The organism is Citrobacter sp. wls757 (assembly GCF_005280935.1).
GTDB classification, from domain to species: Bacteria; Pseudomonadota; Gammaproteobacteria; order Enterobacterales; family Enterobacteriaceae; genus Citrobacter; species Citrobacter portucalensis.
This window is the reverse complement of the sequence record NZ_SZWU01000011.1, coordinates 11,497-36,889: the sequence shown is the minus strand read 5'-3', so window position 1 is coordinate 36,889 and position 25,393 is coordinate 11,497. Positions and strand designations below refer to the sequence as shown.

The window sequence follows — 25,393 nt, the reverse complement described above, 5'->3', positions numbered from 1 at the left end:
TCATTCCTCATGATGGCGATACTGGCTGATGCAATGGTAATAACCGAGGTTTAGCCCGCATTCAGCGGCAAACGACCACTCAACCAGATTATGGTTGCTCGCCCAGGTATTGAGATACAGATCTTTTGGGTACGAACAGTTGGGGTTAATACCCACGGACTTGAAAATATCCAGCGCTTTTTTTTCGGTTATGGTGTCGGTGAGGGCGTTTCCTAATATATGCACACGGCATTGCTCGTAGTCGATAGTCCGCAGGATCGCCGCGTCCGTCATCGCGATTTCATTGGGTATCCATGTTAACCACGCTGTCGCCAGCACGGCGATGCCGGTAATTAACGTTGTTATCGTGACAGGCCACAGGTTTCGTTTCTTTTTCCCGGGCGTCAATGCAACATTGACTATTCTGGTGGGCGCTTGCGATTCCTCCAGTTGCTGAATATTGATACTGGCGTCGCTCATCCGAAATCCTATTCGCGGAATGGTGACGATCAGTTCTGCAGGATGGCCCGTAGACGTTATTGCTTTGCGCAGAAATGAAATGTGCTGATTGAGATTAGCATCCGTCGCTCTGGCGCCATTATGCTGGAAAACATTCCGCAGAATTTCATCGCGCGAGGATATCTCTTTACCATTTTGCAACAGATAGAGCAGTAATTGTGTTGCCACATTATTCAATGTGGCCATTTCACCAGATGCCAGGTCTTTTAGGGTATTTTTATGTGGTCTGAAAACTAAGCCTTCACCAATAATTACGGATTTAATTTTGTTTATTGGTATATGAGAAATCACTGATGTCTCCTTTAAAGCAGGATATCTCGCATTCGAGTGGGGGAAGCAATAGCATAACATAATTCATTTATAAAAAATGATTGCACCATAGATCGCTTTATTAATATTTATATAACAATCTCTTAATATATCTAATAGAATCCTCCAATCTCCTTCCTCTCTTTCACTATCTTATTGTCATTACTCGCTTTTGATGCCCAATTTCATTTTTACAAAACATTCATAAATACATTTTGCCTGTTCTTCTGGCTAAATAAAAAAATAGTTGATAGATAAAAACTCTATAAAAATTATAAATAATAGACATTAACACTGGTGTCGGCGTGTTTTTTGGCTATTTTTTAGGTAAACGATCGCTCTACAGACAGTGTTACAACACGATTCCCTGAGTTTGATTAATACCGGATTTTTGCATTGTGTCATTTTTTCGTCGACTTAATATAAGCCCCGAAACAGCGTAAACAACTGTGGGCGGTATTTCGGATGGAATACCAATGAAGTTCAAAATACAGGGTGGCTTGAGATGGATTGTTTGCAAGGAAATGCACTTCCGCCACCTGCAGATCAGGGTTTCCCTTGCATAAATTGTCTGTGGAAATAGATCGTCGGAATAACCAAAAAACAGATATAAGGTTAAGTAGTAATATGAAAATGAAAAACGTGGCTGTGGCTTGTGCGCTGATGGCGGGAATGACTTTTACTGCATCTTCTGCTTTCGCTGCAAAAAATGTTGAACCGACTAACGGTAAAATTCACTTCACTGGTTCTCTGGTTAATTCCGCATGCGGTCTGGCCCCAGAATCCAGCCCGGTGCAGGTTAATTTTGGTGAGATCCCAACTTCTCAGTTAAAAGACAACCAACGTGCTGGTGTTAAGCATGCCAAAATCGTTCTGCAGGGCTGCGATACAACTGTTGCGAAAACCGCCACAGTAACCTACACCCCGGCAACGATTGATACCGACAACAATGCGCTGGCTGCATTTACCTCGGGTACAGCAAAGGGCGCGGGCATCGGTATGATTGACAGTGGTAACCAGGACGTGAAATGGGGCGAAGCCGCATCTCAGGTCAACATTACCGATGGCGAAACCGACATTGATTTCGTTGCTTATCTGCAGGCCAACAATGCATCCGCAGCAGTAACCCCGGGTGACTTCGAATCTACCGTTAATTTCCAGATCGATTATCAGTAACGATCTGCTGCGGGCGCAATTATGCGCCTGCTTAACCCTTCCTGCGAATAACTGAAAGGAAATGCGGTGATGCCTGGATGGCGTATTTTACTGCTTTTTATCTTCATATCGCCTGCATGGGTTTTGGCTGACACCCATCGTCTTGTCAGTACGCCCGGCAAAATGCGCATGCGGGGAAATATTATTGAGGCTGCCTGTTATGTCGATCCACGCGACCGGTCGCTGCTGGTTGAATTTGATGACCTCTCAGCCAGAGATATTTCCGGAAAACCTGAAAAAGTATCTGCGCATGATTTCAGCATTCATTTGCTGGGATGTTCATTAGGGGATTCTCAACACCCCGGGAATCTGTTCCAACGCGCCAATATTACCTTTTCCGGCGCACCGGATAGTGACAATCCTGATTATCTGAGCGTGCAATCGGAAACTGAAAATTTAGCGATAGAAATATATGACGGCAAAGGCAAGCAAATTCATTTGGGTGAGCCATCACCGGATTATGCGCTTAACCCAGGGAAAAACACGCTCAATTTTACGGCTTATTTGATCTCCCGCGACGGAAGAATGACGTCTGGTGAATTTACTGCAGTCACGCATTTTGTTGTGAATTATCTCTGAGCTGCACAGCAATTCGGGTATCTGAAGGTTTGCGAACGAAAATGATCACGCTGAAAACAGATAAAAAACGTCTGGCGCTTTTAATTGCTCTGGTCTGTGCCTCTTCATGGGCTGAAGCGGATGAGTCTATTGAATTTAATACTGACGTCCTGGATGCCAGTGACAGACAAAATGTCGATTTACAGCGTTTTTCCGAAGGCAACTTTGTGACTCCCGGAGAATATCTGCTGGATGTTCGTATTAACAGCCAGGAGATCCCTCAGCAGTCGATCCGTTATATCGTTGATCCTGCCAACTCGCATAAATCCATGGCGTGCCTGACGCCGCAACAGCTCGAATTACTGGCGCTCAAAGAAGAGGCGCTGACCTATATTCATCCGATTAGCGCGACCTGCTATGACATTTCCCGCCTGCCGGGTGTGGTGCTGAATAATAGCGCAGGCGTACTGGACATTACCGTGCCTCAGGCATGGATGAAATATACCGATCCAGACTGGACGCCGCCGGAGCGCTGGGATAACGGCGTCGCGGGACTGATTTTCGACTACAGCGTTTCGGGCCAGGCCACACATTACGAACAAGGTGGCGATCATTACCGCTCACTGTCTGGTTATGGACAGACGGGCTTTAACCTCGGCGCGTGGCGCTTTCGTGGTCAGTATCAGGCCAATTATGCTTCGGATGAAAATCGTGGGCGTATCGACTGGGATCAGATCTATGCCTATCGCCCGTTACCTATGCAGGCTGCAAAACTGACGGTCGGTGAAATATATCTGAATTCCCAGGTGTTTGATTCAGTGCGATTTACCGGGGCTAACCTTGCCAGCGACGAGCGCATGCTACCACCGAATTTGCAGGGCTACGCGCCCGAAGTGCACGGCATCGCCCGCAGTAATGCGAAGGTCACCGTCAGTCAGCAGGGGCGTGTTATCTATCAAACCACTGTTCCAGCAGGGCCATTTAATATTCAGGATCTACACGGTTCGGTACGCGGCACGCTGGATGTTCGCGTCGAAGAGCAGGATGGCAGTGTACAAACCTTTCAGGTCAATACGGCCGATATCCCTTACCTGACGCGCCCGGGCTATGTTCGTTATAACGCCGCCGTCGGTAAGCCATCGCGTTATAACCACGACGTCCAGGGACCTGCATTTTATAGCGGTGATTTTTCATGGGGGGTCAGCAATGCGTGGTCACTGTACGGTGGCGCGTTACTCACTGGCGATCGCTATAACGCCTGGTCGATGGGGATTGGGCGGGATTTGAGCTGGCTGGGCGCGCTGTCGGCTGATGCGACGCAATCCGTGAGCCGAGTGAAGCATCAGGCTGAACAAAAAGGGATGTCCTTTAAGCTCAGCTACGCCAAAACCTTTGATGAATACAACAGCGCCATCACCTTTGCCGGTTACCGTTTTTCACAGCGTAACTTCCGCACCTTCTCGCAGTTCCTCGACGAGCAGTATGAAAATAACAACAGCGCCGGCAACGAAAAAGAGATGTACACCATCACCGGTAACAAGACCTTTTTTGCTGACGACCCGCAATTAGCGACCACGCTGTACCTGACCTATACCCACCAGAATTACTGGGATCGTGGCTCTCAGGATCGTTACGGGATGTCGATGGGGCACAGCTTTTCGTTCGCAGGCATTCAGGGGATCAGCGCCAACCTTGCCGCTTACCGCTCTGAGTATCAGGGCAAACGGGACGACAGCCTTTCGCTGTCCATTTCGGTGCCATGGAGCGATGGCCGCTCAATGGATTATGAAGTGCAAAACAGCGGCAGCCAGACCAGTCAGATGGTTTCGTATTCCGATAACCGCGACCGTAACAATCCATGGCGACTGCGCGCAGGGGTTTCCGGTGAAGGGCACACCGCGTTTGATGGCTACTACAAGCATCGCAGCATGATGGCGGAACTGGAATCTAACGTCAGCTGGCAGCAATCACGCTATTTCTCCGTTGGCGGCACGATGCGCGGCGGCTTTACCGCAACGCGTCATGGCGCGGCGCTACACAACAGCCAGGCGTCGATGAATACCGCCAGGGTGATGGTTGATACCGACGGTGTGGCGAATGTACCGCTGAACGGCGAACAGGCGCACTCAAACCGCTTCGGTATTGCCGTCGTACCGGACGTCGTCAGCTATCACAGCTTTGATACCCGTATCGATGTGGACGCAATGGACGAGGACATTTCCGCGACCAAAGCCATCGTCACCAACACCCTGACGGAAGGCGCGATTGGTTATCAGCGCTTCGCTGTGGCGCAGGGGCAAAAAATGATGGCGCTGCTGCGCCTGAAAGATGGTTCGGTACCGCCGTTTGGTGCCGAAGTGTTTAACGCCAACGGTGTCAGCGTCGCCATGGTGATGGAAAACGGCATGGCCTGGATTGCGGGTGTGAATCCAGCCGAGCGTCTTTCTGTTGCCTGGGGCGGTCGCGCGCAGTGTCACTTACAGGTGCCGCAACAAATCAACCCGGAAGGTAACGTGCTGTTGCCTTGTGAATAATATCAATAACCTGAATGAATTTTGTCATGAAAAATCAAGCATTTTACTCCGTGCAGCGTTGGCTCAAACCCGTGGTCTGCGGTCTGCTTTTTATTGCAGAGATCAACGCCTCATGGGCGGGTATTGCACTTGACCGTACCCGTCTGATCATCACCGGTGATGCGCGATCTGTCAGCGCGAACTTAACCAACACCAGTCCGAGCATTCCGTTTCTGGCTCAGTCGTGGGTGGAAGACGCTAATGGAACAAAAATTACCTCGCCGTTGATGGTTTTACCGCCGCTGCAACGGATTAACGGCGGGCAAAAGGGCATTGCGCGTGTGACAAAAACCAGCGGTATTAACGCTCTGCCGCAGGATCGCGAAAGTCTGTTCTACCTGAATGTGCGTGAAATTCCGCCCAAGCCGGATAAGCCGAACGTACTGCAACTGGCGATGCAGTCGCGCATCAAACTGTTCTACCGTCCGACCGCCATCGTGCCGGAAACACCGGGCGCCGTGTGGCAAAACCAACTGGTCTTTCATAAGCAGGGGCAGCGCTGGAGTGTGGATAACCCAACGCCGTACTTCGTTACCTTAATCGGCTTAAGCCGCAAGCCTGAAGCGCAGGGCGGCGACAGGCTGACTGACTTCCCTGGGATTATGGTTTCACCAAAGTCCTCTCTCGATTTCAGCGTGGCCGACGGCAGCGTTAGCCAGTTCAGCATGATGTATGTGAACGATTTTGGCGGTCATCCCGAATTGAAATTCAGCTGCACAGGCAATGTGTGTAAAGCATTGCCGATGGAGCAACAGCCCCGGTAACAGGATTCGTAAATGAAAAAGATGCTTTGCGCTCTGCTGATGGCGGGCATGGCCTGCTCGGTTCAGGCCACAAGCGGTCGCCAGGATATGAGCAACGTGTCCGGCGAGTATGGCAACGTCCGCTTTCATGGTCGGGTGTTCGTTTCGCCGTGCGTGCTGGATATGGCCTCCCGCGATCAGACTATCGATCTTGGTGATATTTCCGCCAGCCGATTTCGCCAGGGCGGCGATCGCAGCGATCCGGTATTGGTCACGCTGTATCTGAATGGCTGTTTAAAGGGCTCCGGTCATACCTTAAGGGATTTCCCAGGGCAGACCAGTGAGATGCCTGAGCTGGCGCACAGCACGGTGGAGCGTGGTGTTTCGATGACGCTAATGGCTGAAGGCGCACCGGAAAACAGCGATTTGGGGCGCATTCGTGGCGATGTTCGCGGCGCGGGCATCCGGCTACTGACTGAACGTAATCAGTTAATCCACCTGAACCAACCGCAACGCATGTGGATCCTCAAACCGGGCGATAACGCCATTCATTTTCTTGCCGCGCTGGAATCTTTTGGGCGAGAGGTGACCGCCGGAGAATTTAACGGTCTGGTCAGACTTAAGCTGGAGTATCTATGAGCGTATTACGTAAAACGCTGTTGTGGTTGGTGCTGGCAGGTTGTCCGTTGGCCGGGCAGGCATTTACACAGGGAGAAGGTGAGCCGGAAGGTGGGTCGCCGCATCAGTACGATATTGAACTGAGCTCGCTGGATGTCAGTAAAAACCACGTGGGTGGCAGAACGGAGCCGTTCCCATGGAATCTGGGCGGCTGGTATGTGGTGAATTTCTATTGCGAACAGGCTGACATCTCCCGAGCACCAATTTACTACACCACCACAACCACGATGCCGCCTTCAAATCAGGGGGCGAACCGTTTTCGGCTAAACGAGTATCTGGATGTGGAAGTTCAGGTGTGGGTTGCCGGGGGCTATAAAAAATATGTGCAGGCGCCTTTTACCAACGTTTCAAACCGCAACAGCAACAACAGCTGTAAAAAGCGTCAGGGCTACACGCGAGCGACTAACGTTGAAAGTGGTTCAAAAGGGAAAGTGACGTTTATTGTCACTAAACCCATTATCAATGGCATCAATATCACTTCCCAGTCGCTGGTGGAGGTGGCCGGGCGCATGGGAAGCGCGGGACCTACGCCAACCACGGCGATTTCTCGCGTGGTGATTAAATCCGGGCTAATTACCGTCCCGGACAAATGCACCTTCAACCGGGGAGACCAAATCAGCATTGAGTTTGGCGATCTGCCTGGATCCGCTGCCCGGCTCAACGGCACTAACTACAGCAAGTCAGTCCCTATACATGTGGTCTGTGAAGGCGGGAGTTTCGATCAGGGCGCGCTGAACATTAATCTTGGTATACAAACGACCACGGCGTCAGGCACGGCGGGGTTTAACGGTAATCTCCTTGGCACGCTGAGCGGCGGACAAAAGCGCGACGATCTCGGCATTATGCTTAAAGACGAGAGTGGTGGCACCGTCGTGCCCAATCAATTCTACAACGTGAAGGGATTTTACCAGAATCAGGGCGACTGGAATCTCACCGCCGCGCCAGTGGCAAAGCCGGGCGTGGGAAGCGTGAAAGAAGGTGAATTTGAAGCCTCTGCCACCGTTGTCGCGCAGTTTCAGTAGGGGGATGTCATGAGATTCTCGGCGTTATTCGCGACCAGTATGTTACTGCTAGGTGGCATGGCGCAGGCCGACACCAAACTGGTCGGCGGCGATATGTATTTTCACGGCACCATCAGAGCCCTGGCCTGCAGCCTTGCACCGGGAGGCGACAAAATCGAGGTCGATTTCAAGCAAATCGCGACACAGGATCTCTATCTCTCGGGGCGCAGTAAGCCGGAAAAATTCAGCATCCAGTTACGCGACTGCAACCCGGAGGTTTTCCGTGGGATCTCGGTTACCTTCAGCGGTCGTGAGGATGCGGAGCTGACCGATCATCTGGCGCTGGATAGCAGTGAACAAGGCGGTGCGTCAGGGATCGGGATTGGGATGAGCGAAGAGGACGGCACGGCAATCCGCCTTGATGAGAGCACGTCAGTCAAAGAGATAACAGAAGGTTCGATGAAGCTGAATTTCTTGGCGTGGGTCGCAGCGGAGCCATCGGCGATAAAAAATCAGTCTCTCGAATACGGTCCGTTCAGCGCCAGCGGGACCTGGACGTTGAACTACCAGTAGCATGATGAACGTACTGAATCGCATTGCGCCGCTGCCTGCGCAGAAATTATTGCTCGGTATTAGTCTGTTTTTCTGGTGTGGAGTCATGCATCTCTACTGGCCGAACAACGGCGGCAGCGGTCTGTCGTTGCCGCTTAATATTACGAGCTGGATCTACGCTGTTGTACTGTCTGCAAGCGTATTGATGCTGGTGCCTCGTCAACGCTGGCGCATCACTGTGCCCGCTGCGGGTTTTACAGTCGGGGCGTTCATCCTGACGTTGCTTTGCCTGCTAACGCCTGATGTCTGGCAGGCCGAGGCACTGCTGGTGGCGGGGGCGTTACTGGGCGGTGTGAGCGTCTATCTGGTCACATTACAAATTCCGCTCACGGCAAACACCCTAACGGCACTGCTGGCTCTGCTATGGGGAGCGTGCGTCATTGAATGTCTGGCGTTTGTCTATCAGTACTGGCATTTGCCGGGCGTTGAATACTGGGAGTTTGCCTGGCGGCGCGGTACGCGACCCTACGGGATATTTCAGCAGGTCAACCTGATGGCCAGCTTCACGGCATGCGGTGTGCTGCTGTCAGCGCCGCTCTTTTTACGTCTGCACCGCGGGTATCGAATTGCCATTGGGATAGGCCTGATAATGATGGGATTTGTGCTGCATGAATCTCAGTCGCAAACCGGCTACCTGTCTCTGGTCGTCGGTGAAGTGCTGCTGCTGCTGGTTTTCCCGGCGCAGCGCCGTACGCTGCTGCTACTTCTCCTGCCGTTAGCGTTAGGTATGGCGACAGGCGCAGCCGCTCGCCATTTTTTGTCCGTGGTCACGGTCGATCATCTGACGACTTCTCAAGTGCGCTGGACGGTGTTGAAAACGTCGCTGGCATTATTTGCCGAACGCCCGTGGATGGGGTGGGGCGTGGGCAGTTTTGCTGCCGTATTTCTCGAATGTGCGGGGCCATTGGGGCTGGGCAGCATTTCGCATCCGCACAACGAACTGGTGCTGTGGTTGGTGGAGGGTGGTCTGGTTGGGCTGGCGGGGGCACTCTGTTTTATAGCGGGAGGTTTATGGCTCTGGCTGCACGGTAATTGCTGGCGTCGTGCCTGCCTGGTGGCGGCACTGCCGGTGGTTATTCATATGTTGACGGAATACCCCGTCAGGCAGTCAACGCCACACTGGCTGCTGTTGATCCTGCTGCTTCGATGTGCAGACAGCGCGCGAACGGGAATACGCCTGGCGCTTACGTCAACGTCGCTGATTCGCGCGGCAGGGTTTATCTCGTTACTGACTGTCGCGCCATTGCTGCTTCTCACGCTGCACACGCAACAGCAATTGACGCTGGCGGAGAGGCAGTCAACGCAGTGGCATCTTGCCGAACCGCTCCCTGTAGGAGGCTGGCTTCTTACAAGTCGCTATCGGTTTGATGTCCAGATGGGATATCTACAACGGTATCAGCGTACCCGGGACGCACGTTGGCTGGAAGCGGTTCGCCGCTGGGCACCTGATTATGTGCGCGTTCACCCAGACCCTAATGTCTCCTTCACGCAAATCTTACTGGCGTTGCAACAGCGCGACCTGGTCGAGGCGCATCGTCTGGCGACGCGCTTTTGCCTGATATACCCGAACGATCGCCGTATCCCGTGGCTGCAGGATGCACGACGTCCTTTTAATAAAATAATGGAATGATATGAACAGATTCAGTGAACAGGCCCGTTATGTGCCAGAACTTCCCCGCAACGCCGAACTGCTGCGGATCACCGGGATCCGTTTGCAGCGCATTCATTTTTTTGATGACGCATCGCTGGATGTCTGTGAGGTGTTAAGCCAGGTACGCACACCGCTCCCACTGGATTTGTTTTTCAAGCACCTTTCCATTGCGGCAAAACAGCAGCTTTTTCTATGGCAAATGCAGCGGGTGCTGGCCCTCTCTGGAAGCTATTCGCTGAATTTATCCGTCAGGATGCTGACCAGTCTGTCATGGATCACACGTCTCACAAAGCAGGTGCATCAGGGGAGGATTGTTATTGAAATTCAGGATCCGGGCTCCATGATGCGCCTGGATAAGGCAGAGCAGCAGGCCGTATGCATTGCCGTAAAAACGCTGGTGCGTCACGGGTTTCGCGTGTGGCTGGATGATGTTTCGCCTGAGCTATTTTTTGTCTGGCGGCTGTCGGGCATCCGTTTCGATGCCATCAAAATTGAAAGTGGAATGTTTCATCAGTTCAGAACATCGGAGTGGCAGTTGAGGGTTCTGGTCAATCAATTTCGTGGGCTGGGTGAGCGGGTTGTCATTGAGGGAGTAGAAACGCCACAGGATTATGCCATTTGCCGTATGAGCGGCGCAGATGCTGTACAGGGCTTTCTGTTTGAGCAGGAAATTTTACCGAAAAGCCTGAATCATTGCTGACTCAGGCTCTGACAATTACTCGCTCAGCGTCTGTGCGATATCTTTTTGCACCTGCTGGCGCTGTTCTGGGGTCAGCACTTTGTTCAGGTCAAAATAGTATTTTACGCGATAATAACGCGCCTGCTGTTCGATGTTGCTGAACGCAGAAAGCTGTTTCTGAACGGCAGCTTCATCCCATTTCCCGGACTTGATGACGTCAATCAACGCGCCGTCTTTAACATCTTTCACCGAAATCTGGCTTACGTTGGTTTCAAGCTGCTGGTGCAGTTTTTTAATCTGCGCCACCTGGTCGTTGGTCAGCTTAAGATGCTGAACGACCGGGTCCTGAGCTGGAGCAGGAACATTGGATACGTTTGCTGCAAGCGTACTAAAAGAAGCGCCCGCTAAGGTAGCCGCCAGCAAAGTCATGCGTAAGAAGTTCTTCATTATTGAAATCCTGATAAGGAAATTATCGACATTGTCTGCCACTCGCTGGTTACGAGTGATTATCCTTTGCAGAATACGATGCTCACCGCATGTCGCCACGCGAATTTGTTTTGCGGTTGGTTACGGAGTGAAACAATCCCGCCACAAGAAACGTAGTGCAGCGGGAGTGAAGGCGATAGTTATAGCGTGAACGGGTCGGCGTCCTGCCAGGCGGGAAACTTCTCGCGATACTCGCGCAGCGCTGAGAGTGACAGTTCGGCGTCAATGCGTGTGGCCTGATGCGGCTCGGCGGTGGCAATAATCTCACCCTGCGGATTAATCACCCGGCTGTCACCGCGATAATGGTGGCCGTTACCGTCTGTGCCCACGCGGTTACATCCTGCTACATAAGCTTGGTTCTCAATCGCCCGTGCGGCAAGCAGAAGCTGCCAGTGCAGCGAACGCGGCGCAGGCCAATTGGCAACATACAACGCCAGGTCGTAATCGTTGCGATTACGCGACCAGACCGGAAAACGCAGGTCATAACAGACCAACGGCAGAATGCGCCAGCCGCGCCATTCAACAATAACGCGCGCGTCACCTGCATGGTAATGCTGATGCTCGTCCGCCATGCGGAACAGATGGCGCTTGTCGTAGAAATGCACATTACCTTCGGGCTCAACCAGAAAAAAGCGGTTTACCGGGCCGCGTTCAGACTGGATAGCAGCGCTGCCCGCGATCAGGGCGTTGGTCTGTTGCGCCTTGGCGCGCATCCAGCTTACGACTTCTTCTTGCGGCAACGATTTATTTGCCGCTTCCATGGCAAATCCGCTGGTAAACATCTCGGGCAACACGATGACATCACGTCCGGCGACGGTTTCCAGTTGTCGGTCAAAATGGCGCAGGTTGGCCGGGCCATCCATCCAGATCAAGGGTTGTTGCAGCAGAGTAATTTTCAAACCAGGCACGATCGAGGCTCCTCGTTGAACAACATTTTGACACTGTAGCATGAGCATTAATGAAAATGTGGCAATAAAAAGCCCCGCATTAAGCGGGGCTAAACGTTGTGCGTATATCGTTATGCGGCTTCGACTTTACGCACTTTCTCTGGCAGCTTTACCGGCTGAGTCGCCAGCTCCTCGGGTTCAAAGTCATCCACGTTGATACTGCGCAGGCGGCTCGCTTCGGCTTTCACCAGAATCGCGGCTTCATCTTTATCAATCAGCCCTTTCGCCAGCGCATTGTGCGCCAGTTCGTCGAGACGGGTAAATGGCAGGTTTTTACCCAACTCTTTACAGATCCGCTGGTGGATAGGGTCGGCTGCAATGACATCCAGCAGCGCCTCTTCCAGCAAACCAACCGGGTTATGCTCGCTTGGCGTCAGATATTGACCGCGACCAATACGAGAACGAGTAGCACTCGGAACCTGCAAAATCTTCGCGACTTTATGGTCCAGCTTGTCAGATGGTGCGTCGTAGTGGCGACCGGTCGGGAAGATAACCACGTTCAGCAAGCCCGCGACCAGACGGTTCGGGAAGTTTTTCAGCAGATCGTCCATCGCCTGTTCCGCTTTGTACAACGCATCCTGAACGCCCCAGTGAACCAACGGCAGGTCCGCTTCATTACGGCCTTCATCGTCATAACGTTTCAGTACCGCAGAGGCCAGATACAGCTGACTTAACACATCGCCCAGACGCGCGGAGATACGTTCGCGGCGCTTCAGGCTACCGCCCAGTACGGCCATGGACACATCTGAAAGCAGGGCCAGGTTGGCGCTCAAGCGGTTCAGGTGCTGATAGTAACGTTTGGTCGCATCACCGGTTGGCGTGCTGCTGGTTAAGCCACGTGTCAGGCCAAGCCAGAAGCTGCGCACTTTGTTACTGCCAACGTGACCGATGTGTTTGAACAGCAGCTTGTCGAACGCATTCACATCGTTACTCTGCGCCGCAGCCATCTCTTCCAGAACATACGGATGGCAGCGAATCGCACCCTGACCGAAGATCATCATGCTACGGGTCAGAATGTTGGCACCTTCAACGGTAATGGCGATTGGCGCACCTTGATAAGCGCGGGCGAGGAAGTTGCTTTCGCCAAGCATAATGCCTTTACCGCCAGTGATATCCATCGCATCGATGATTGACTGCTGCCCGCGGTGGGTACAGTGATATTTCACGATAGCCGACAGCACCGCCGGTTTTTCACCCAGCATAATGCCGTAGGTAATCAGTGATGCCGCAGCGTCCATCACGTAGGCGTTACCGGCAATACGTGCCAACGGCTCTTCAATACCTTCCATCTTGCCGATGGAGATTTTGAACTGGCGACGAATGTGCGCATAAGCGCCGGTGGCCATTGCGACCGATTTCACGCCGCCCGTCGAGTTAGACGGCAGGGTAATGCCACGTCCCACAGACAGACATTCCACCAGCATGCGCCAGCCCTGACCGGCCATTTTCGGACCACCGATGATGTAATCAATCGGTACAAACACATCTTTACCGAGGGTCGGACCGTTCTGGAACGGCACGTTCAGCGGGAAGTGACGACGCCCAATTTGTACACCCGGCGTTGAGGTTGGGATCAGCGCACAGGTAATACCGAGATCTTCTTCACCACCCAGCAGTTTTTCCGGATCAGAGAGTTTAAATGCCAGACCCAGTACCGTGGCGATAGGGGCCAGCGTAATATAACGTTTGTTCCAGGTCAGGCGCATACCCAGCACCTGTTGGCCCTGCCAGTCGCCCATACAAACCACGCCGGTATCAGGGATCGCCCCTGCGTCGGAGCCTGCTTCCGGGCTGGTCAGAGCAAAGCATGGGATCTCCTGACCGCGAGCCAGACGCGGCAGGTAATGATTTTTCTGCTCTTCGGTGCCGTAATGTTGCAGCAGTTCGCCTGGGCCTAATGAGTTAGGTACGCCAACGGTGATCGCCAGGATCCCGGAAACGCCGGAGAGTTTCTGCAGAACGCGAGCCTGAGCATATGCTGAGAATTCCAGCCCGCCGTACTCTTTCTTAATGATCATCGCGAAGAAGCGGTGTTCTTTCAGATATGCCCACAGTTCCGGCGGCAGATCCGCGAGTTCGTGAGTGATCTGGAAGTCGTTCGCCATGCGGCACGCTTCTTCCACTGGACCATCAATAAACGCCTGTTCTTCAGCGGTCAGATGCGGTTGAGGATAGTTATGCAGTTTTTTCCAGTCAGGCTTGCCCTGGAACAGATCACCTTCCCACCAGGTTGTACCCGCATCAATCGCTTCTTTCTCAGTACGCGACATCGGTGGCATGACTTTACGGAAGCCGCGGAACACCGGCGCAGAGATCATGGATTTGCGCATCGGCGTAAAGTTAAACGGCACGAGGATAATGGCCAGAGGAACCAGCAGCCAGACTGACCACAGGCCAGCCACGCCAAGCGCAGCCGTCCAGGCGAGCAAAATTAAGCTGCTGAGGAATAAGCTCACGCGGTGATAAAACAGAACGCTGAGCAGAACAACCGTAGCGATAATACTCAAAATCATCATAACGAAAAGCTCCCTTGCTTGTAGGAGGTCTGACCACTTGTGATGATATGTTTGTAGTGGATGTAAATTCTTTTAGCAATGTGTTTACAAAATAATTACAACAAAGCTCACATTGTTGCTGTTTTAACCGGCACAAAAAATCAAAAGCGACAGCCATTCCTGTGGCTTGTACTTCTCGCTGGTAGCGCTATCCGGTACACTGCGTCTTGTCATTTACATTCATGCTGAAGGATATCCTCATGTACCAGGATCTTATTCGTAACGAACTGAGCGAAGCGGCGGAAACGCTGGCTAATTTTCTTAAAGATGACGCCAATATTCACGCCATTCAGCGCGCGGCGGTCCTGTTGGCAGACAGCTTTAAAGCGGGCGGTAAGGTGCTTTCTTGCGGTAACGGCGGTTCCCATTGCGACGCGATGCACTTTGCCGAAGAGCTGACCGGACGCTATCGTGAAAACCGTCCTGGTTACCCTGCTATCGCTATCTCTGACGTCAGCCATATCTCCTGCGTCAGCAACGATTTTGGTTACGATTATGTGTTCTCTCGCTACGTAGAAGCCGTGGGTCGTGAAGGTGATGTCCTGCTAGGCATCTCGACTTCGGGTAATTCCGGTAACGTAATTAAAGCGATTGCCGCAGCGCGTGAGAAAGGGATGAAAGTGATCACCCTGACCGGTAAAGATGGCGGAAAAATGGCGGGTAGCGCGGATATCGAAATTCGCGTGCCGCACTTTGGCTACGCTGACCGTATTCAGGAAATTCATATCAAAGTGATCCATATCCTGATCCAACTGATCGAAAAAGAGATGGTTAAACCATAAGAAGACGATTGCCGGATGGTGGCTGAAGCCTTATCCGGCCTACATGAGCGCCACGTAGGCCTGATAAGCGCAGCGCCATCAGGCAGTTCACGGTTTTAAGGTAGGTGATGTATGTGCGAACTGCTCGGGATGAGCGCCAATGTGCCAACCGATATCTGCTTTAGCTTCACCGGGCTGGTTCAGCGCGGCGGAGGGACCGGGCCGCACAAAGACGGCTGGGGTATTACGTTTTATGAAGGTAAGGGCTGCCGTACGTTTAAAGATCCGCAACCCAGCTTTAATTCGCCTATCGCCAAACTGGTACAAGACTACCCCATCAAATCCTGTTCCGTGATTGCCCATATTCGTCAGGCGAACCGTGGCGAAGTGGCGTTGGAAAATACCCATCCCTTTACCCGCGAATTGTGGGGACGCAACTGGACCTATGCTCATAATGGACAGCTCAGTGGCTATAAATCGCTGGAAACCGGAAATTTCCGCCCGGTCGGGGAAACCGACAGCGAAAAAGCTTTCTGCTGGCTGCTCCACAAGCTGACGGAGCGTTATCCGCGCACGCCTGGCAATATGACGGCAGTGTTTAAATATATCGCAATGCTGGCAGGAGAGCTGCGGGAGAAGGGCGTCTTCAACATGCTGTTGTCTGACGGACGCTATGTGATGGCCTTCTGTTCGACCAACCTGTTTTGGATCACGCGTCGTGCGCCGTTTGGCGTGGCGACATTGCTGGATCAGGACGTGGAAATCGATTTTAGCTCAGAGACCACACCCAATGATGTGGTCACCGTGATTGCCACTCAACCGTTAACCGGCAATGAAACCTGGCAAAAGATTATGCCAGGCGAGTGGGCATTATTTTGTCTCGGGGAGCGTGTAGTTTGATGCCAGTTGCGGCTGAACCACTTCGTGACTCAACGGCTTGCTGACGACGTAACGACCATCGACGACGGAAACGGTCGGTGGTTTACGTGTTTGTTCAAAGTAATCGTATCCCGGCTTTAACTGGGCCCAGAAATCTTTGTAATACGAGAACTTATGGCGCTGCATGTTGGCATCGGTCATGCGGAACGGGTAAATGCTAACCTGTACGCTGGACTGCCCGAACACCAGAGCACCTGTCACAAACTGGAAAATCTCATCAATGCCGTTGTCGGTCATTGCGTAGCAGCCGACGGAAACACAGGCACCGTGGATCATCAGGTACTTACCTTCATAACCGTGTGCGCGGTCGTAGGCGTTAGGGAAACCAATGTTAATCGCTTTATAGAAGCGGCTATCCGGTTTCAGCTGTCCACGCTGTACGCTGTAAAATCCTTCCGGACTTTTGAAATCACCCTGACGCTGTTTCGGCCCTAAGCCGCCGGAATAATTGCAGATCTTATAACTGTCGAGCAACTGATACTGTTCGCCCATCTTGACGTACAGATCCAAGGTTCGCTCTTCTTTGAAGATCTGGATATAAACGGGGGAGCCCATTAATTGCTGCTTATATTCTTTGCTGACAGGCGTAGTCGGGCTGCTGCTGCTCAGCAAGCCGGCAAATGAAACGCACGGCAATAAAAGCATCGCAAGAAAAAATGCGATTTTACGCATACTGCTTATTCCTTGATAAAACGATCACACACGCCAGGACGGCAAAAAGAATCCCCAAATCGGATAAATCTGGATCTGGAGCGCTCACATTAGCACCAAGAGAGTTTTTCGCAAGTCTCTCGTGCGGCGTTTACACTTTAGTTTTTCTTTATACGGAAAATTGCGCTTAAAGGCAGTCAGACACTGGCGTATTTTGCTGGTTACTGCGCTTCATTGGGTCTTAATCGTGCTGGATGGATAATGGGTCAGGAACGGCCTTGCATTAGGTACAACCAGACTTCTCACAACATAAAAATACTGTATACTTAAACAGTGGTGTGGGAGGCAAACGATGCGTAAAATCATACATGTCGATATGGACTGCTTTTTCGCGGCGGTGGAAATGCGCGACAACCCCGCCCTGCGTGATATTCCCATTGCTATTGGCGGCAGTCGAGAACGTCGGGGGGTCATCAGCACGGCCAATTACCCGGCGCGCAAATTTGGCGTGCGTAGCGCAATGCCAACTGGGATGGCATTAAAGCTGTGTCCGCATCTCACTTTATTACCTGGTCGTTACGAGGCCTATAAAGAAGCCTCCCGCCAGATTCAGGCTATTTTCTCCCGCTATACCTCACTGATAGAACCACTTTCGCTGGATGAAGCCTATCTGGATGTGACCGACAGCACCCACTGCCACGGCTCAGCTACGCTGATCGCTCAGGAAATCCGCCAGACAATTTTTAACGAGTTACAGTTAACCGCCTCTGCCGGAATTGCGCCGGTAAAATTTCTGGCAAAAATAGCTTCCGATCTCAACAAACCCAATGGGCAATATGTGATTACCCCTGCCGATGTTCCTGAATTTCTCAGAACATTGCCGTTAGGCAAAATTCCCGGCGTTGGCAAAGTCTCCGCCGCTAAGCTGGAATCAATGGGATTACGTACCTGCGAAGATGTTCAAAAATACGACCTGGCAATGCTGCTCAAACGCTTCGGCAAGTTTGGTCGCGTGCTGTGGGAGCGCAGTCAAGGGATTGACGAACGGGACGTCAACAACGACAGGCTGCGTAAATCCGTCGGCGTGGAGCGTACGCTGGCGGAAGATATTCACGAGTGGTCGGAGTGTGAGGCGATAATTGAACGGCTCTATCCCGAACTGGAACGGCGTCTGGCAAAGGTAAAGCCGGATCTGCTGATCGCTCGCCAGGGGATAAAACTCAAGTTTAATGATTTTCAGCAGACTACGCAGGAGCACGTCTGGCCGCGCTTAAATAAAGATGACTTAATTACGACAGCGCGCAAGACCTGGGACGAGCGTAGGGGAGGGCGAGGCGTCAGGCTGGTGGGATTACACGTCACGCTGCTGGATCCACAAATGGAAAGACAGCTACTGTTGGGGCTGTGACTCAGAACAATTGCCGGATGTCGGCGTAAACGCCTTATCCGGCCTACAAACCAGCGTGCAGGCCAGATGGCTACGTAACAACTTTATCCGGCCTACAAATCAGCATGTAGGCCAGATAAACGTAGCGTCATCCGGCATTTAGCGCAGAATCTTACTTCGCCGGAATAGACTTCAGCAGTTCAGTCAGCAGCGTCCAGTAATGGCCGACGCTTTCGATATGAACCTGCTCATCCGGGGAGTGCGGACCGGTGATAGTTGGCCCGATGGAAACCATGTCCATATCTGGATACGGTTTCTTGAACAGACCACATTCCAGACCAGCGTGGATGATCTGGATATTCGGCGTTTTGTTGAACAGACGCTGATAGGTTTCACGAACCAGGTGCATAACCGGAGAGTTAGCATCCGGCTGCCAGCCTGGGTATCCGCCTTTTGCCTGGGTTTTCGCGCCAGCCAGTTTACCCAGTGAATCCAGCATGCTCACCACGTAGTCTTTACCGCTGTCGATCAGGGAACGGATCAGGCAGTGAATTTCAACATTGTCGTCAGTCATGGTGACAACGCCGACGTTCAGAGAGGTCTCAACCACGCCTTTGGCGACGTCAGAGTTGCGGATTACACCGTTCGGGGTGGCGTTCAGCAGACGCACAAAGCTGTCGCGAGACTGAGCGGTCAGCGCGGCTTTGTCTTGAGTTACGGCATCCAGCAGCAGAGCCAGGTTCTTCTCTTTGGCTTCCAGTTCGTTTTTCAGGATTTCCTGATAGGTGTTGACCAGCGCTTTTAACGCATCAACTTTATCTGCAGCCACGGCGAGGGTGGCAAAGGCTTCACGCGGAATCGCGTTACGCAGCGTACCGCCGTTGAAATCAACCAGACGCAGATCCAGCTCTTCAGCGTGGCCCGCCAGGAAGCGTACCAGCAGTTTGTTCGCGTTACCGAGACCCACGTGGATTTCGCCGCCGGAGTGACCGCCTTTCAGGCCTTTTAACGTCAGCTTAAAGCTCTGGAATCCAGCCGGGATTGCTTCACGGGACAGCGGCAGGTTAGAGGTAAAGTCGATACCGCCTGCGCAACCCATGTAGATCTCACCTTCTTCTTCTGAGTCGGTGTTGATCAGGATATCTGCCTGCAGCCAGTTAGCCTGCAGACCAAACGCGCCATCCATACCCGCTTCTTCGGTCATGGTCAGCAGCACTTCCAGCGGACCGTGTACTACGCTGTCATCAGCCAGAACGGCCAGCGCAGACGCCATACCGATGCCGTTATCCGCACCCAGCGTGGTGCCACGGGCTTTCACCCATTCGCCGTCAATATAAGGCTGGATAGGATCTTTAGTGAAGTCATGCACGGTGTCGTTGTTTTTCTGCGGGACCATATCCAGGTGCGCCTGCAGAACGACCGGCTTGCGGTTTTCCATGCCTGCGGTAGCGGGTTTGCGAATCAGGATATTACCGACTTGATCGCGCTCGACGTGGAAACCTTTCTCTTGGGCCCAGCTCAGAATGTGTTCAGCGAGCTGCTCTTCATGATAGGACGGATGAGGAATAGAACAGATTTTGGCAAAAATATCCCATAGCGGTTGCGGGGATAATTGAGACAGTTCAGACACGTTGAGTCTCCTTGGCGATGTCCTACAAAACTTGCTTGCAGGCCACGGGGTTAGCAGAATTAAAAACACCACAAGTCAGGCTTGCGCGATGCGATTGAGAATACCACTTTCTCCGCTGACGGCTAGCATAAAGCATGCAAAAAGAGGCGCGGATTCCGCGAAACACTGGTTTTTAGTGCGTCAGATCTCTATAATCTCGCGCAACCTATTTCCCCCTCGAACACTTTTTAAGCCGTAGATAAACAGGCTGGGACACTTCACATGAGCGAAAAATACGTCGTCACCTGGGACATGTTGCAGATCCATGCACGTAAACTGGCAAGCCGCCTGATGCCTTCTGAACAATGGAAAGGCATTATTGCCGTTAGCCGTGGTGGTCTGGTGCCGGGCGCATTGCTGGCGCGTGAATTGGGTATTCGTCATGTCGATACCGTATGCATCTCCAGCTACGATCACGACAACCAGCGCGAACTGAAAGTGCTGAAGCGTGCCGAAGGCGACGGTGAAGGTTTCATCGTAATCGATGACCTGGTTGACACCGGTGGTACCGCCGTTGCGATCCGCGAAATGTATCCTAAAGCGCATTTCGTCACTATCTTCGCTAAGCCGGCTGGTCGCCCGCTGGTGAATGATTATGTTGTTGATATCCCTCAGGATACCTGGATTGAGCAGCCGTGGGATATGGGCGTAGTGTTCGTCCCGCCGATCTCTGGTCGCTAATCTAAAAAGTTTTCAACGCCTGGCAACTGCCGGGCGTTGTTCTTTTTGTGCTGTGTCAGGTTACACTATGCCTTAGTGAGTACTCATGGAGGCTGCAATCATGTCACAGGCTAACCTCAGCGAAGTCCTGTTTAAACCCCGCTTCAAACACCCTGAAACGTCAACACTGGTTCGTCGTTTTAATCACGGCGCGCAGCCGTCCGTACAATCTGCCCTGGATGGCAAAACCATTCCGCACTGGTATCGCATGGTGAATCGCCTGATGTGGATCTGGCGCGGCGTCGACCCGCGCGAAATCCTTGAGGTGCAGGCACGTATCGTGATGAGCGAAGCCGAGCGTACAGATAAAGAACTCTACGATACGGTTATCGGCTATCGCGGTGGGAACTGGATTTATGAGTGGGCGAAGCAGGCGATGGACTGGCAACAGAAAGCGTCTATGGAAGAGGATCCGCAGGTGAGCGGACGCCACTGGCTGCATGCGTCTACGTTGTACAACATTGCCGCTTACCCACACCTGAAAGGCGATGAGCTGGCAGAGCAAGCACAGGCTTTGGCCAATCGCGCCTATGAAGAGGCCGCGCAGCGACTGCCGGGCACGTTGCGCGAGATGGAATTTGCCGTTACCGGCGGCGCGCCAATCACTGGATTCCTGCATATGCCAAAAGGTGACGGTCCGTTCCCGACGGTGCTGATGTGTGGTGGTCTCGATTCCATGCAAACGGATTACTACACCCTGTATGAGCGCTATTTTGCCCCACGGGGTATAGCCATGCTGACGCTGGATATGCCGTCGGTTGGGTTCTCGTCAAAATGGAAACTGACTCAGGATTCCAGCCTGCTGCATCAGCATGTATTAAAAGCGCTGCCTAATGTTCCCTGGGTGGATCACACCCGCGTGGCGGCCTTCGGTTTCCGCTTTGGCGCTAACGTAGCGGTACGTCTGGCGTATCTGGAATCATCGCGTCTGAAGGCGGTGGCCTGTCTGGGGCCAGTGGTTCATGCGCTGCTTAGCGACCCGCAGCGTCAGGCGAGCGTCCCGGAAATGTACCTTGATGTACTGGCTAGCCGCCTGGGGATGCACGACGCCTCCGATGAAGCGCTGCGCGTTGAACTTAATCGCTATTCATTAAAAGTGCAGGGCCTGCTGGGGCGACGCTGCCCGACGCCAATGCTCTCGGGATTCTGGAAGAACGATCCGTTTAGCCCGGAAGAAGAGTCACGTTTAATCACATCTTCATCTTCAGACGGTAAGCTACTGGAGATCCCCTTCAACCCGGTGTATCGCAATTTTGACAAAGGGCTGCAGGAAATAACCGGTTGGATCAATCAGAGATTGTGTTAAAAGTTTGCTAAATTTTAGCGATTTGGTAAAACAGGTGCTTCACCTAAGGAGATCGTAATGACGTTACCGAGTGGGCATCCGAAAAGTAGATTGATCAAGAAATTCACCGCGCTTGGCCCGTACATCCGGGAAGGGCAGTGCGAAGATAATCGATTTTTTTTCGATTGTCTGGCTGTTTGCGTCAACGTGAAACCCGCCCCTGAGAAACGCGAGTTCTGGGGCTGGTGGATGGAACTGGAGGCGCAGGAAAAACGCTTCACTTACAGCTATCAGTTTGGTTTGTTTGATAAAGACGGTAACTGGACGGCGGTGCCGGTGAAAGAGACTGAAGTGGTAGAGCGACTGGAATACACCTTACGTGAATTCCATGAAAAATTACGTGGCTTGTTGACGACGCTGAATCTGGCGCTGGAACCTGCTGACGACTTTAAGGATGAACCGGTTAAGTTAACGGCATAATGAACAGTAAAATGCCGGATGGCGGCGCAACCCCATCCGGCATTTTTTTTATGCTATATCAGAACTGGTAGACCATACCGACAGCAACGATATCATCATCGTTGATGCCCAGTTTATTATCGCTATCCAGCTGGTTGATTTTATAATCAACAAACGCGGACATATTTTTGTTGAAATAATACGTTGCGCCCACGTCGATATAATTCACCAGGTCTTCATTGCCGACGCCTTCAATATCTTTCCCTTTAGAAAGCACATAACCCAGTGACGGACGCAGACCAAAGTCAAACTGGTACTGAACAACCGCTTCGAAGTTCTGTGTTTTATTGGCGAAACCGCCGGAAATTGGCGTCATATTGCGTGTTTCAGAATAGAACGTCGCAATATAAATATCGTTAGCATCATATTTTAAGCCGGTTGCCCAGGCTTCAGCTTTATCACCCGTACCGCGAGTTTGCAGATTCTGCTGGTTGGTACGATCGGAGTTGGTATAAGCGCCGCTCACCGCGAAATCGCTGCCGCCAAAGTCATAGGTAACAGAAGTACCAAAACCGTCGCCGTTCTGTTTTTTCACATCGCGATCCTGGTTTTTACCCTGGTATTGCAGGGTCAGATCCAGGCCATCCACGACGCCGAAGAAGTCGGTGTTACGGTAAGTTGCCAGACCGCTGGCGCGTTTGGTCATAAAGTTATCGGTCTGTGCGGAGGAGTCGCCACCAAATTCCGGGAACATATCGGTCCAGGCTTCCACGTCATACAGCGCACCCAGGTTACGACCATAATCAAACGAGCCAAAATCTTTTAATTTCACACCGGCGAAGGCCAGACGTGTTTTTTGTTGGTTAGAGTCGCTTTCAGCTTTATTGCCGGCAAACTCTGCTTCCCAACGACCATAACCGGTTAGTTGATCGTTAATTTGCGTTTCACCTTTAAAACCTAAACGGATATAGCTTTGGTCACCATCTTTGCTGTCATAATCCGTCATGTAATGCATGGCTTTTACTTTGCCGTACAAATCCAGCTTATTGCCGTTCTTGTTATACACTTCCGCTGCCTGTACGGATGCCGACGCAACAATTCCCATCACCACTAATGCCAGAGTGCTCTTTTTCATTTTCATTCCTGATTAAAAGTACGCGCTAATATTCACTGGGTGTGATCCCCGTTAAAAGACAGGAGGGTTTTTAACGTCTGGCAATGAACGTTTTATGACAAAGTAAGAATATTTTTAAAAAAGGATGTTTTTTTGTTTCTGTAATAAATGCGTCAAAATCTGCCGCTACGCTTGCTGATCCTGCGCAATAAAATTTCATGCTTTGTGCGCTGGTTGTTGGCAACCGGGGCCAGTCCTGCTAAAACGTTCGTTTGATATCATTTTCCCCAATTTTGAATGGCAGAGAATCATGAGTGACAGCCAGACGCTGGTGGTAAAACTTGGCACCAGTGTGTTAACGGGCGGATCCCGCCGCCTGAACCGCGCCCACATCGTAGAACTGGTTCGCCAGTGCGCGCAGCTCCATGCCGCAGGGCATCGTATTGTTATCGTTACCTCTGGTGCGATTGCCGCCGGACGTGAGCATCTTGGTTACCCGGAGCTCCCGGCAACGATAGCTTCGAAACAGCTGTTGGCGGCGGTCGGGCAGAGCCGACTGATTCAACTGTGGGAACAGCTGTTCTCGATTTACGGTATTCATATCGGGCAGATGCTGCTGACGCGTGCAGATATGGAAGACAGAGAGCGCTTCCTCAACGCCCGCGATACGCTCCGCGCGCTGCTGGATAACAACATTGTTCCTGTCATTAATGAGAATGACGCCGTAGCGACCGCCGAGATTAAAGTCGGCGATAACGACAACCTCTCCGCGCTGGCGGCAATTCTGGCTGGAGCCGATAAGCTGCTGCTGTTGACCGATCAGCAGGGGCTGTTCACCGCCGATCCACGCACTAACCCGCAGGCTGAGCTGATTAAAGACGTGCACGGCATTGATGATGCGTTGCGCGCCATTGCCGGGGATAGCGTCTCGGGTCTGGGAACCGGCGGCATGGGAACAAAACTGCAGGCAGCCGATGTCGCGTGCCGCGCCGGGATCGACACCATTATTGCCGCAGGCAGCAAGCCGGGCGTGATTGGCGACGTGATGGAAGGCGTTTCCGTTGGGACGCGTTTTCATGCTCAAGCCTCTCCGCTGGAGAACCGTAAACGCTGGATCTTCGGCGCTCCGCCTGCCGGAGAGATTACCGTCGATGAGGGCGCGACCGCAGCAATTCTGGAACGCGGCAGCTCATTACTGCCAAAAGGCATTAAAAGCGTGACAGGTAACTTTTCTCGTGGTGAAGTGATCCGCATCTGCAATCTCGAAGGGCGCGATATTGCCCACGGCGTCACCCGCTATAACAGTGACGCGCTGCGCCGTATTGCCGGACACCACTCACAACAGATCGACACCATCCTGGGCTATGAATACGGTCCGGTTGCTGTCCATCGCGACGACATGATCACCCGTTAAGGAACAGGCATATGCTGGAACAAATGGGCATTGCTGCCAAAGCCGCGTCATACAAGCTGGCGCTGCTCTCCAGTCGCGAAAAAAATCGCGTACTGGAAACCATTGCTGATGAGCTGGAAGCGCAAACGGAAAGCATCCTCAGCGCGAACGTACAAGATGTTGAGCAGGCGCGAGCCAACGGCCTGAGCGAAGCGATGCTCGACCGCCTGGCGCTGACGCCGGCGCGTCTGAAAGCGATTGCTGACGATGTGCGCCAGGTCTGTAATCTTGCCGACCCGGTAGGGCAGGTGATTGACGGCGGCCTGCTGGATAGCGGTCTGCGTCTGGAGCGTCGTCGCGTCCCGCTGGGCGTGATTGGCGTGATTTATGAAGCGCGTCCAAACGTCACCGTTGATGTTGCCTCACTGTGCCTGAAAACCGGCAATGCGGTGATTCTGCGCGGTGGGAAAGAGACCTACCGGACCAACGCCGCCACCGTGGCGGTTATCC

At 52.5% G+C, this 25,393-nt stretch carries 23 protein-coding genes and 1 pseudogene; 17 read left to right on the top strand and 7 right to left on the bottom strand.

Annotated elements, in window-relative coordinates:
• The gene (locus FDW94_RS01250) at window positions 1-849 is read right to left on the bottom strand and encodes a winged helix-turn-helix domain-containing protein (RefSeq protein WP_249358217.1); all 849 of its coding nucleotides are present in this window, start codon (window positions 847-849) and stop codon (window positions 1-3) included.
• Window positions 850-1,434: 585 nt separating this feature from the next.
• Between FDW94_RS01250 and FDW94_RS01245 the strand changes: the two genes are divergently transcribed.
• From FDW94_RS01245 to FDW94_RS01205, 9 genes are all read left to right on the top strand, one after another.
• A complete protein-coding gene (locus tag FDW94_RS01245) occupies window positions 1,435-1,983 on the top strand; it encodes a fimbrial protein (protein ID WP_003830808.1) in 549 nt (182 codons plus the stop codon).
• Between the two features lie 69 nt (window positions 1,984-2,052).
• Window positions 2,053-2,601, top strand: a complete 549-nt coding sequence (locus FDW94_RS01240) for a fimbrial protein (protein ID WP_020996612.1) — start codon at window positions 2,053-2,055, stop codon at window positions 2,599-2,601.
• A 41-nt stretch (window positions 2,602-2,642) separates the two neighbouring features.
• Window positions 2,643-5,114: a fimbria/pilus outer membrane usher protein gene (locus FDW94_RS01235; RefSeq protein WP_048214876.1), complete on the top strand. Its 2,472-nt coding sequence runs from the start codon at window positions 2,643-2,645 to the stop codon at window positions 5,112-5,114.
• A gap of 14 nt (window positions 5,115-5,128) precedes the next feature.
• Window positions 5,129-5,917, top strand: a complete 789-nt coding sequence (locus FDW94_RS01230) for a fimbria/pilus periplasmic chaperone (RefSeq protein WP_003830811.1) — start codon at window positions 5,129-5,131, stop codon at window positions 5,915-5,917.
• Between the two features lie 12 nt (window positions 5,918-5,929).
• On the top strand, window positions 5,930-6,535 hold the full coding sequence (locus tag FDW94_RS01225) for a fimbrial protein (RefSeq protein WP_048214874.1): 606 nt from the start codon (window positions 5,930-5,932) through the stop codon (window positions 6,533-6,535).
• Window positions 6,532-7,596, top strand: a complete 1,065-nt coding sequence (locus FDW94_RS01220; protein ID WP_137377002.1) for a fimbrial protein — start codon at window positions 6,532-6,534, stop codon at window positions 7,594-7,596. The genes FDW94_RS01225 and FDW94_RS01220 overlap by 4 nt, the downstream gene beginning before the upstream one ends.
• A gap of 9 nt (window positions 7,597-7,605) precedes the next feature.
• Window positions 7,606-8,148, top strand: a complete 543-nt coding sequence (locus FDW94_RS01215) for a fimbrial protein (RefSeq protein WP_137377001.1) — start codon at window positions 7,606-7,608, stop codon at window positions 8,146-8,148.
• 1 nt (window position 8,149) lies between these two features.
• Window positions 8,150-9,817, top strand: a complete 1,668-nt coding sequence (locus FDW94_RS01210) for an O-antigen ligase family protein (protein WP_137377000.1) — start codon at window positions 8,150-8,152, stop codon at window positions 9,815-9,817.
• A 1-nt stretch (window position 9,818) separates the two neighbouring features.
• Complete coding sequence (locus tag FDW94_RS01205) at window positions 9,819-10,538, top strand: EAL domain-containing protein (RefSeq protein WP_032942423.1); 720 nt, start codon at window positions 9,819-9,821, stop codon at window positions 10,536-10,538.
• 15 nt (window positions 10,539-10,553) lie between these two features.
• On the opposite strand, the gene FDW94_RS01200 is transcribed toward FDW94_RS01205, so the two are convergent.
• The 3 genes from FDW94_RS01200 to fadE all read right to left on the bottom strand — a co-directional run bounded on the left by FDW94_RS01200 (window position 10,554) and on the right by fadE (window position 14,466).
• The gene (locus FDW94_RS01200) at window positions 10,554-10,964 is read right to left on the bottom strand and encodes a Spy/CpxP family protein refolding chaperone (RefSeq protein WP_003830819.1); all 411 of its coding nucleotides are present in this window, start codon (window positions 10,962-10,964) and stop codon (window positions 10,554-10,556) included.
• Window positions 10,965-11,143: 179 nt separating this feature from the next.
• Complete coding sequence (locus tag FDW94_RS01195; RefSeq protein ID WP_048236083.1) at window positions 11,144-11,911, bottom strand: amidohydrolase; 768 nt, start codon at window positions 11,909-11,911, stop codon at window positions 11,144-11,146.
• Window positions 11,912-12,021: 110 nt separating this feature from the next.
• Window positions 12,022-14,466, bottom strand: a complete 2,445-nt coding sequence (gene fadE / locus FDW94_RS01190) for an acyl-CoA dehydrogenase FadE (protein ID WP_003830821.1) — start codon at window positions 14,464-14,466, stop codon at window positions 12,022-12,024.
• 239 nt (window positions 14,467-14,705) lie between these two features.
• Here fadE and lpcA point away from each other — a divergent pair, with 239 nt between their 5' ends.
• Together lpcA and FDW94_RS01180 are read left to right on the top strand one after the other, a co-directional pair.
• On the top strand, window positions 14,706-15,287 hold the full coding sequence (gene lpcA, locus FDW94_RS01185) for a D-sedoheptulose 7-phosphate isomerase (protein ID WP_003031390.1): 582 nt from the start codon (window positions 14,706-14,708) through the stop codon (window positions 15,285-15,287).
• Window positions 15,288-15,398: 111 nt separating this feature from the next.
• Complete coding sequence (locus FDW94_RS01180) at window positions 15,399-16,166, top strand: class II glutamine amidotransferase (protein WP_003031388.1); 768 nt, start codon at window positions 15,399-15,401, stop codon at window positions 16,164-16,166.
• Here FDW94_RS01180 and dpaA read toward each other — a convergent pair.
• The gene (gene dpaA / locus FDW94_RS01175; protein WP_003830823.1) at window positions 16,137-16,877 is read right to left on the bottom strand and encodes a peptidoglycan meso-diaminopimelic acid protein amidase; all 741 of its coding nucleotides are present in this window, start codon (window positions 16,875-16,877) and stop codon (window positions 16,137-16,139) included. The genes FDW94_RS01180 and dpaA overlap by 30 nt on opposite strands.
• 331 nt (window positions 16,878-17,208) lie before the next feature.
• Here dpaA and dinB point away from each other — a divergent pair, with 331 nt between their 5' ends.
• The gene (gene dinB / locus FDW94_RS01170; RefSeq protein ID WP_003830824.1) at window positions 17,209-18,264 is read left to right on the top strand and encodes a DNA polymerase IV; all 1,056 of its coding nucleotides are present in this window, start codon (window positions 17,209-17,211) and stop codon (window positions 18,262-18,264) included.
• A gap of 151 nt (window positions 18,265-18,415) precedes the next feature.
• Here dinB and pepD read toward each other — a convergent pair whose 3' ends face one another.
• Entirely contained in the window at window positions 18,416-19,873 is a 1,458-nt protein-coding gene (gene pepD, locus FDW94_RS01165) for a cytosol nonspecific dipeptidase (protein ID WP_008783788.1), read from the bottom strand.
• A 261-nt stretch (window positions 19,874-20,134) separates the two neighbouring features.
• Here pepD and gpt point away from each other — a divergent pair, with 261 nt between their 5' ends.
• From gpt to crl, 3 genes are all read left to right on the top strand, one after another.
• On the top strand, window positions 20,135-20,593 hold the full coding sequence (gene gpt, locus FDW94_RS01160) for a xanthine phosphoribosyltransferase (RefSeq protein ID WP_003031380.1): 459 nt from the start codon (window positions 20,135-20,137) through the stop codon (window positions 20,591-20,593).
• Between the two features lie 100 nt (window positions 20,594-20,693).
• Window positions 20,694-21,938 (top strand): esterase FrsA, encoded by a 1,245-nt coding sequence (frsA, locus tag FDW94_RS01155; protein ID WP_079935327.1) that lies wholly within the window; start codon window positions 20,694-20,696, stop codon window positions 21,936-21,938.
• Between the two features lie 57 nt (window positions 21,939-21,995).
• The gene (gene crl / locus FDW94_RS01150; RefSeq protein ID WP_008783790.1) at window positions 21,996-22,397 is read left to right on the top strand and encodes a sigma factor-binding protein Crl; all 402 of its coding nucleotides are present in this window, start codon (window positions 21,996-21,998) and stop codon (window positions 22,395-22,397) included.
• A 58-nt stretch (window positions 22,398-22,455) separates the two neighbouring features.
• Here crl and phoE read toward each other — a convergent pair whose 3' ends face one another.
• The gene (gene phoE, locus FDW94_RS01145; RefSeq protein WP_003830831.1) at window positions 22,456-23,511 is read right to left on the bottom strand and encodes a phosphoporin PhoE; all 1,056 of its coding nucleotides are present in this window, start codon (window positions 23,509-23,511) and stop codon (window positions 22,456-22,458) included.
• Between the two features lie 289 nt (window positions 23,512-23,800).
• Here phoE and proB point away from each other — a divergent pair, with 289 nt between their 5' ends.
• The gene (gene proB, locus FDW94_RS01140) at window positions 23,801-24,904 is read left to right on the top strand and encodes a glutamate 5-kinase (protein ID WP_003031373.1); all 1,104 of its coding nucleotides are present in this window, start codon (window positions 23,801-23,803) and stop codon (window positions 24,902-24,904) included.
• A gap of 11 nt (window positions 24,905-24,915) precedes the next feature.
• Window positions 24,916-25,393: pseudogene (locus FDW94_RS23690) on the top strand (gamma-glutamyl-phosphate reductase); the annotation flags it as partial.

Excerpts from the sequence above, each read along its gene's own strand:
- fadE (WP_003830821.1), bottom strand. The coding sequence starts at position 14,466 with ATGATGATTTTGAGTATTATCGCTACGGTTGTTCTGCTCAGCGTTCTG.
- crl (WP_008783790.1), top strand. The coding sequence starts at position 21,996 with ATGACGTTACCGAGTGGGCATCCGAAAAGTAGATTGATCAAGAAATTC.
- FDW94_RS01215 (WP_137377001.1), top strand. The coding sequence starts at position 7,606 with ATGAGATTCTCGGCGTTATTCGCGACCAGTATGTTACTGCTAGGTGGC.
- FDW94_RS01230 (WP_003830811.1), top strand. The coding sequence starts at position 5,129 with ATGAATTTTGTCATGAAAAATCAAGCATTTTACTCCGTGCAGCGTTGG.
- FDW94_RS01200 (WP_003830819.1), bottom strand. The coding sequence starts at position 10,964 with ATGAAGAACTTCTTACGCATGACTTTGCTGGCGGCTACCTTAGCGGGC.
- FDW94_RS01220 (WP_137377002.1), top strand. The coding sequence starts at position 6,532 with ATGAGCGTATTACGTAAAACGCTGTTGTGGTTGGTGCTGGCAGGTTGT.
- FDW94_RS01240 (WP_020996612.1), top strand. The coding sequence starts at position 2,053 with ATGCCTGGATGGCGTATTTTACTGCTTTTTATCTTCATATCGCCTGCA.
- FDW94_RS01225 (WP_048214874.1), top strand. The coding sequence starts at position 5,930 with ATGAAAAAGATGCTTTGCGCTCTGCTGATGGCGGGCATGGCCTGCTCG.
- frsA (WP_079935327.1), top strand. The coding sequence starts at position 20,694 with ATGTCACAGGCTAACCTCAGCGAAGTCCTGTTTAAACCCCGCTTCAAA.
- gpt (WP_003031380.1), top strand. The coding sequence starts at position 20,135 with ATGAGCGAAAAATACGTCGTCACCTGGGACATGTTGCAGATCCATGCA.
- FDW94_RS01250 (WP_249358217.1), bottom strand. The coding sequence starts at position 849 with ATGTTATGCTATTGCTTCCCCCACTCGAATGCGAGATATCCTGCTTTA.
- dinB (WP_003830824.1), top strand. The coding sequence starts at position 17,209 with ATGCGTAAAATCATACATGTCGATATGGACTGCTTTTTCGCGGCGGTG.
- FDW94_RS01180 (WP_003031388.1), top strand. The coding sequence starts at position 15,399 with ATGTGCGAACTGCTCGGGATGAGCGCCAATGTGCCAACCGATATCTGC.
- lpcA (WP_003031390.1), top strand. The coding sequence starts at position 14,706 with ATGTACCAGGATCTTATTCGTAACGAACTGAGCGAAGCGGCGGAAACG.
- FDW94_RS01235 (WP_048214876.1), top strand. The coding sequence starts at position 2,643 with ATGATCACGCTGAAAACAGATAAAAAACGTCTGGCGCTTTTAATTGCT.
- FDW94_RS01210 (WP_137377000.1), top strand. The coding sequence starts at position 8,150 with ATGATGAACGTACTGAATCGCATTGCGCCGCTGCCTGCGCAGAAATTA.
- FDW94_RS01205 (WP_032942423.1), top strand. The coding sequence starts at position 9,819 with ATGAACAGATTCAGTGAACAGGCCCGTTATGTGCCAGAACTTCCCCGC.
- FDW94_RS01245 (WP_003830808.1), top strand. The coding sequence starts at position 1,435 with ATGAAAATGAAAAACGTGGCTGTGGCTTGTGCGCTGATGGCGGGAATG.
- phoE (WP_003830831.1), bottom strand. The coding sequence starts at position 23,511 with ATGAAAAAGAGCACTCTGGCATTAGTGGTGATGGGAATTGTTGCGTCG.
- dpaA (WP_003830823.1), bottom strand. The coding sequence starts at position 16,877 with ATGCGTAAAATCGCATTTTTTCTTGCGATGCTTTTATTGCCGTGCGTT.
- proB (WP_003031373.1), top strand. The coding sequence starts at position 23,801 with ATGAGTGACAGCCAGACGCTGGTGGTAAAACTTGGCACCAGTGTGTTA.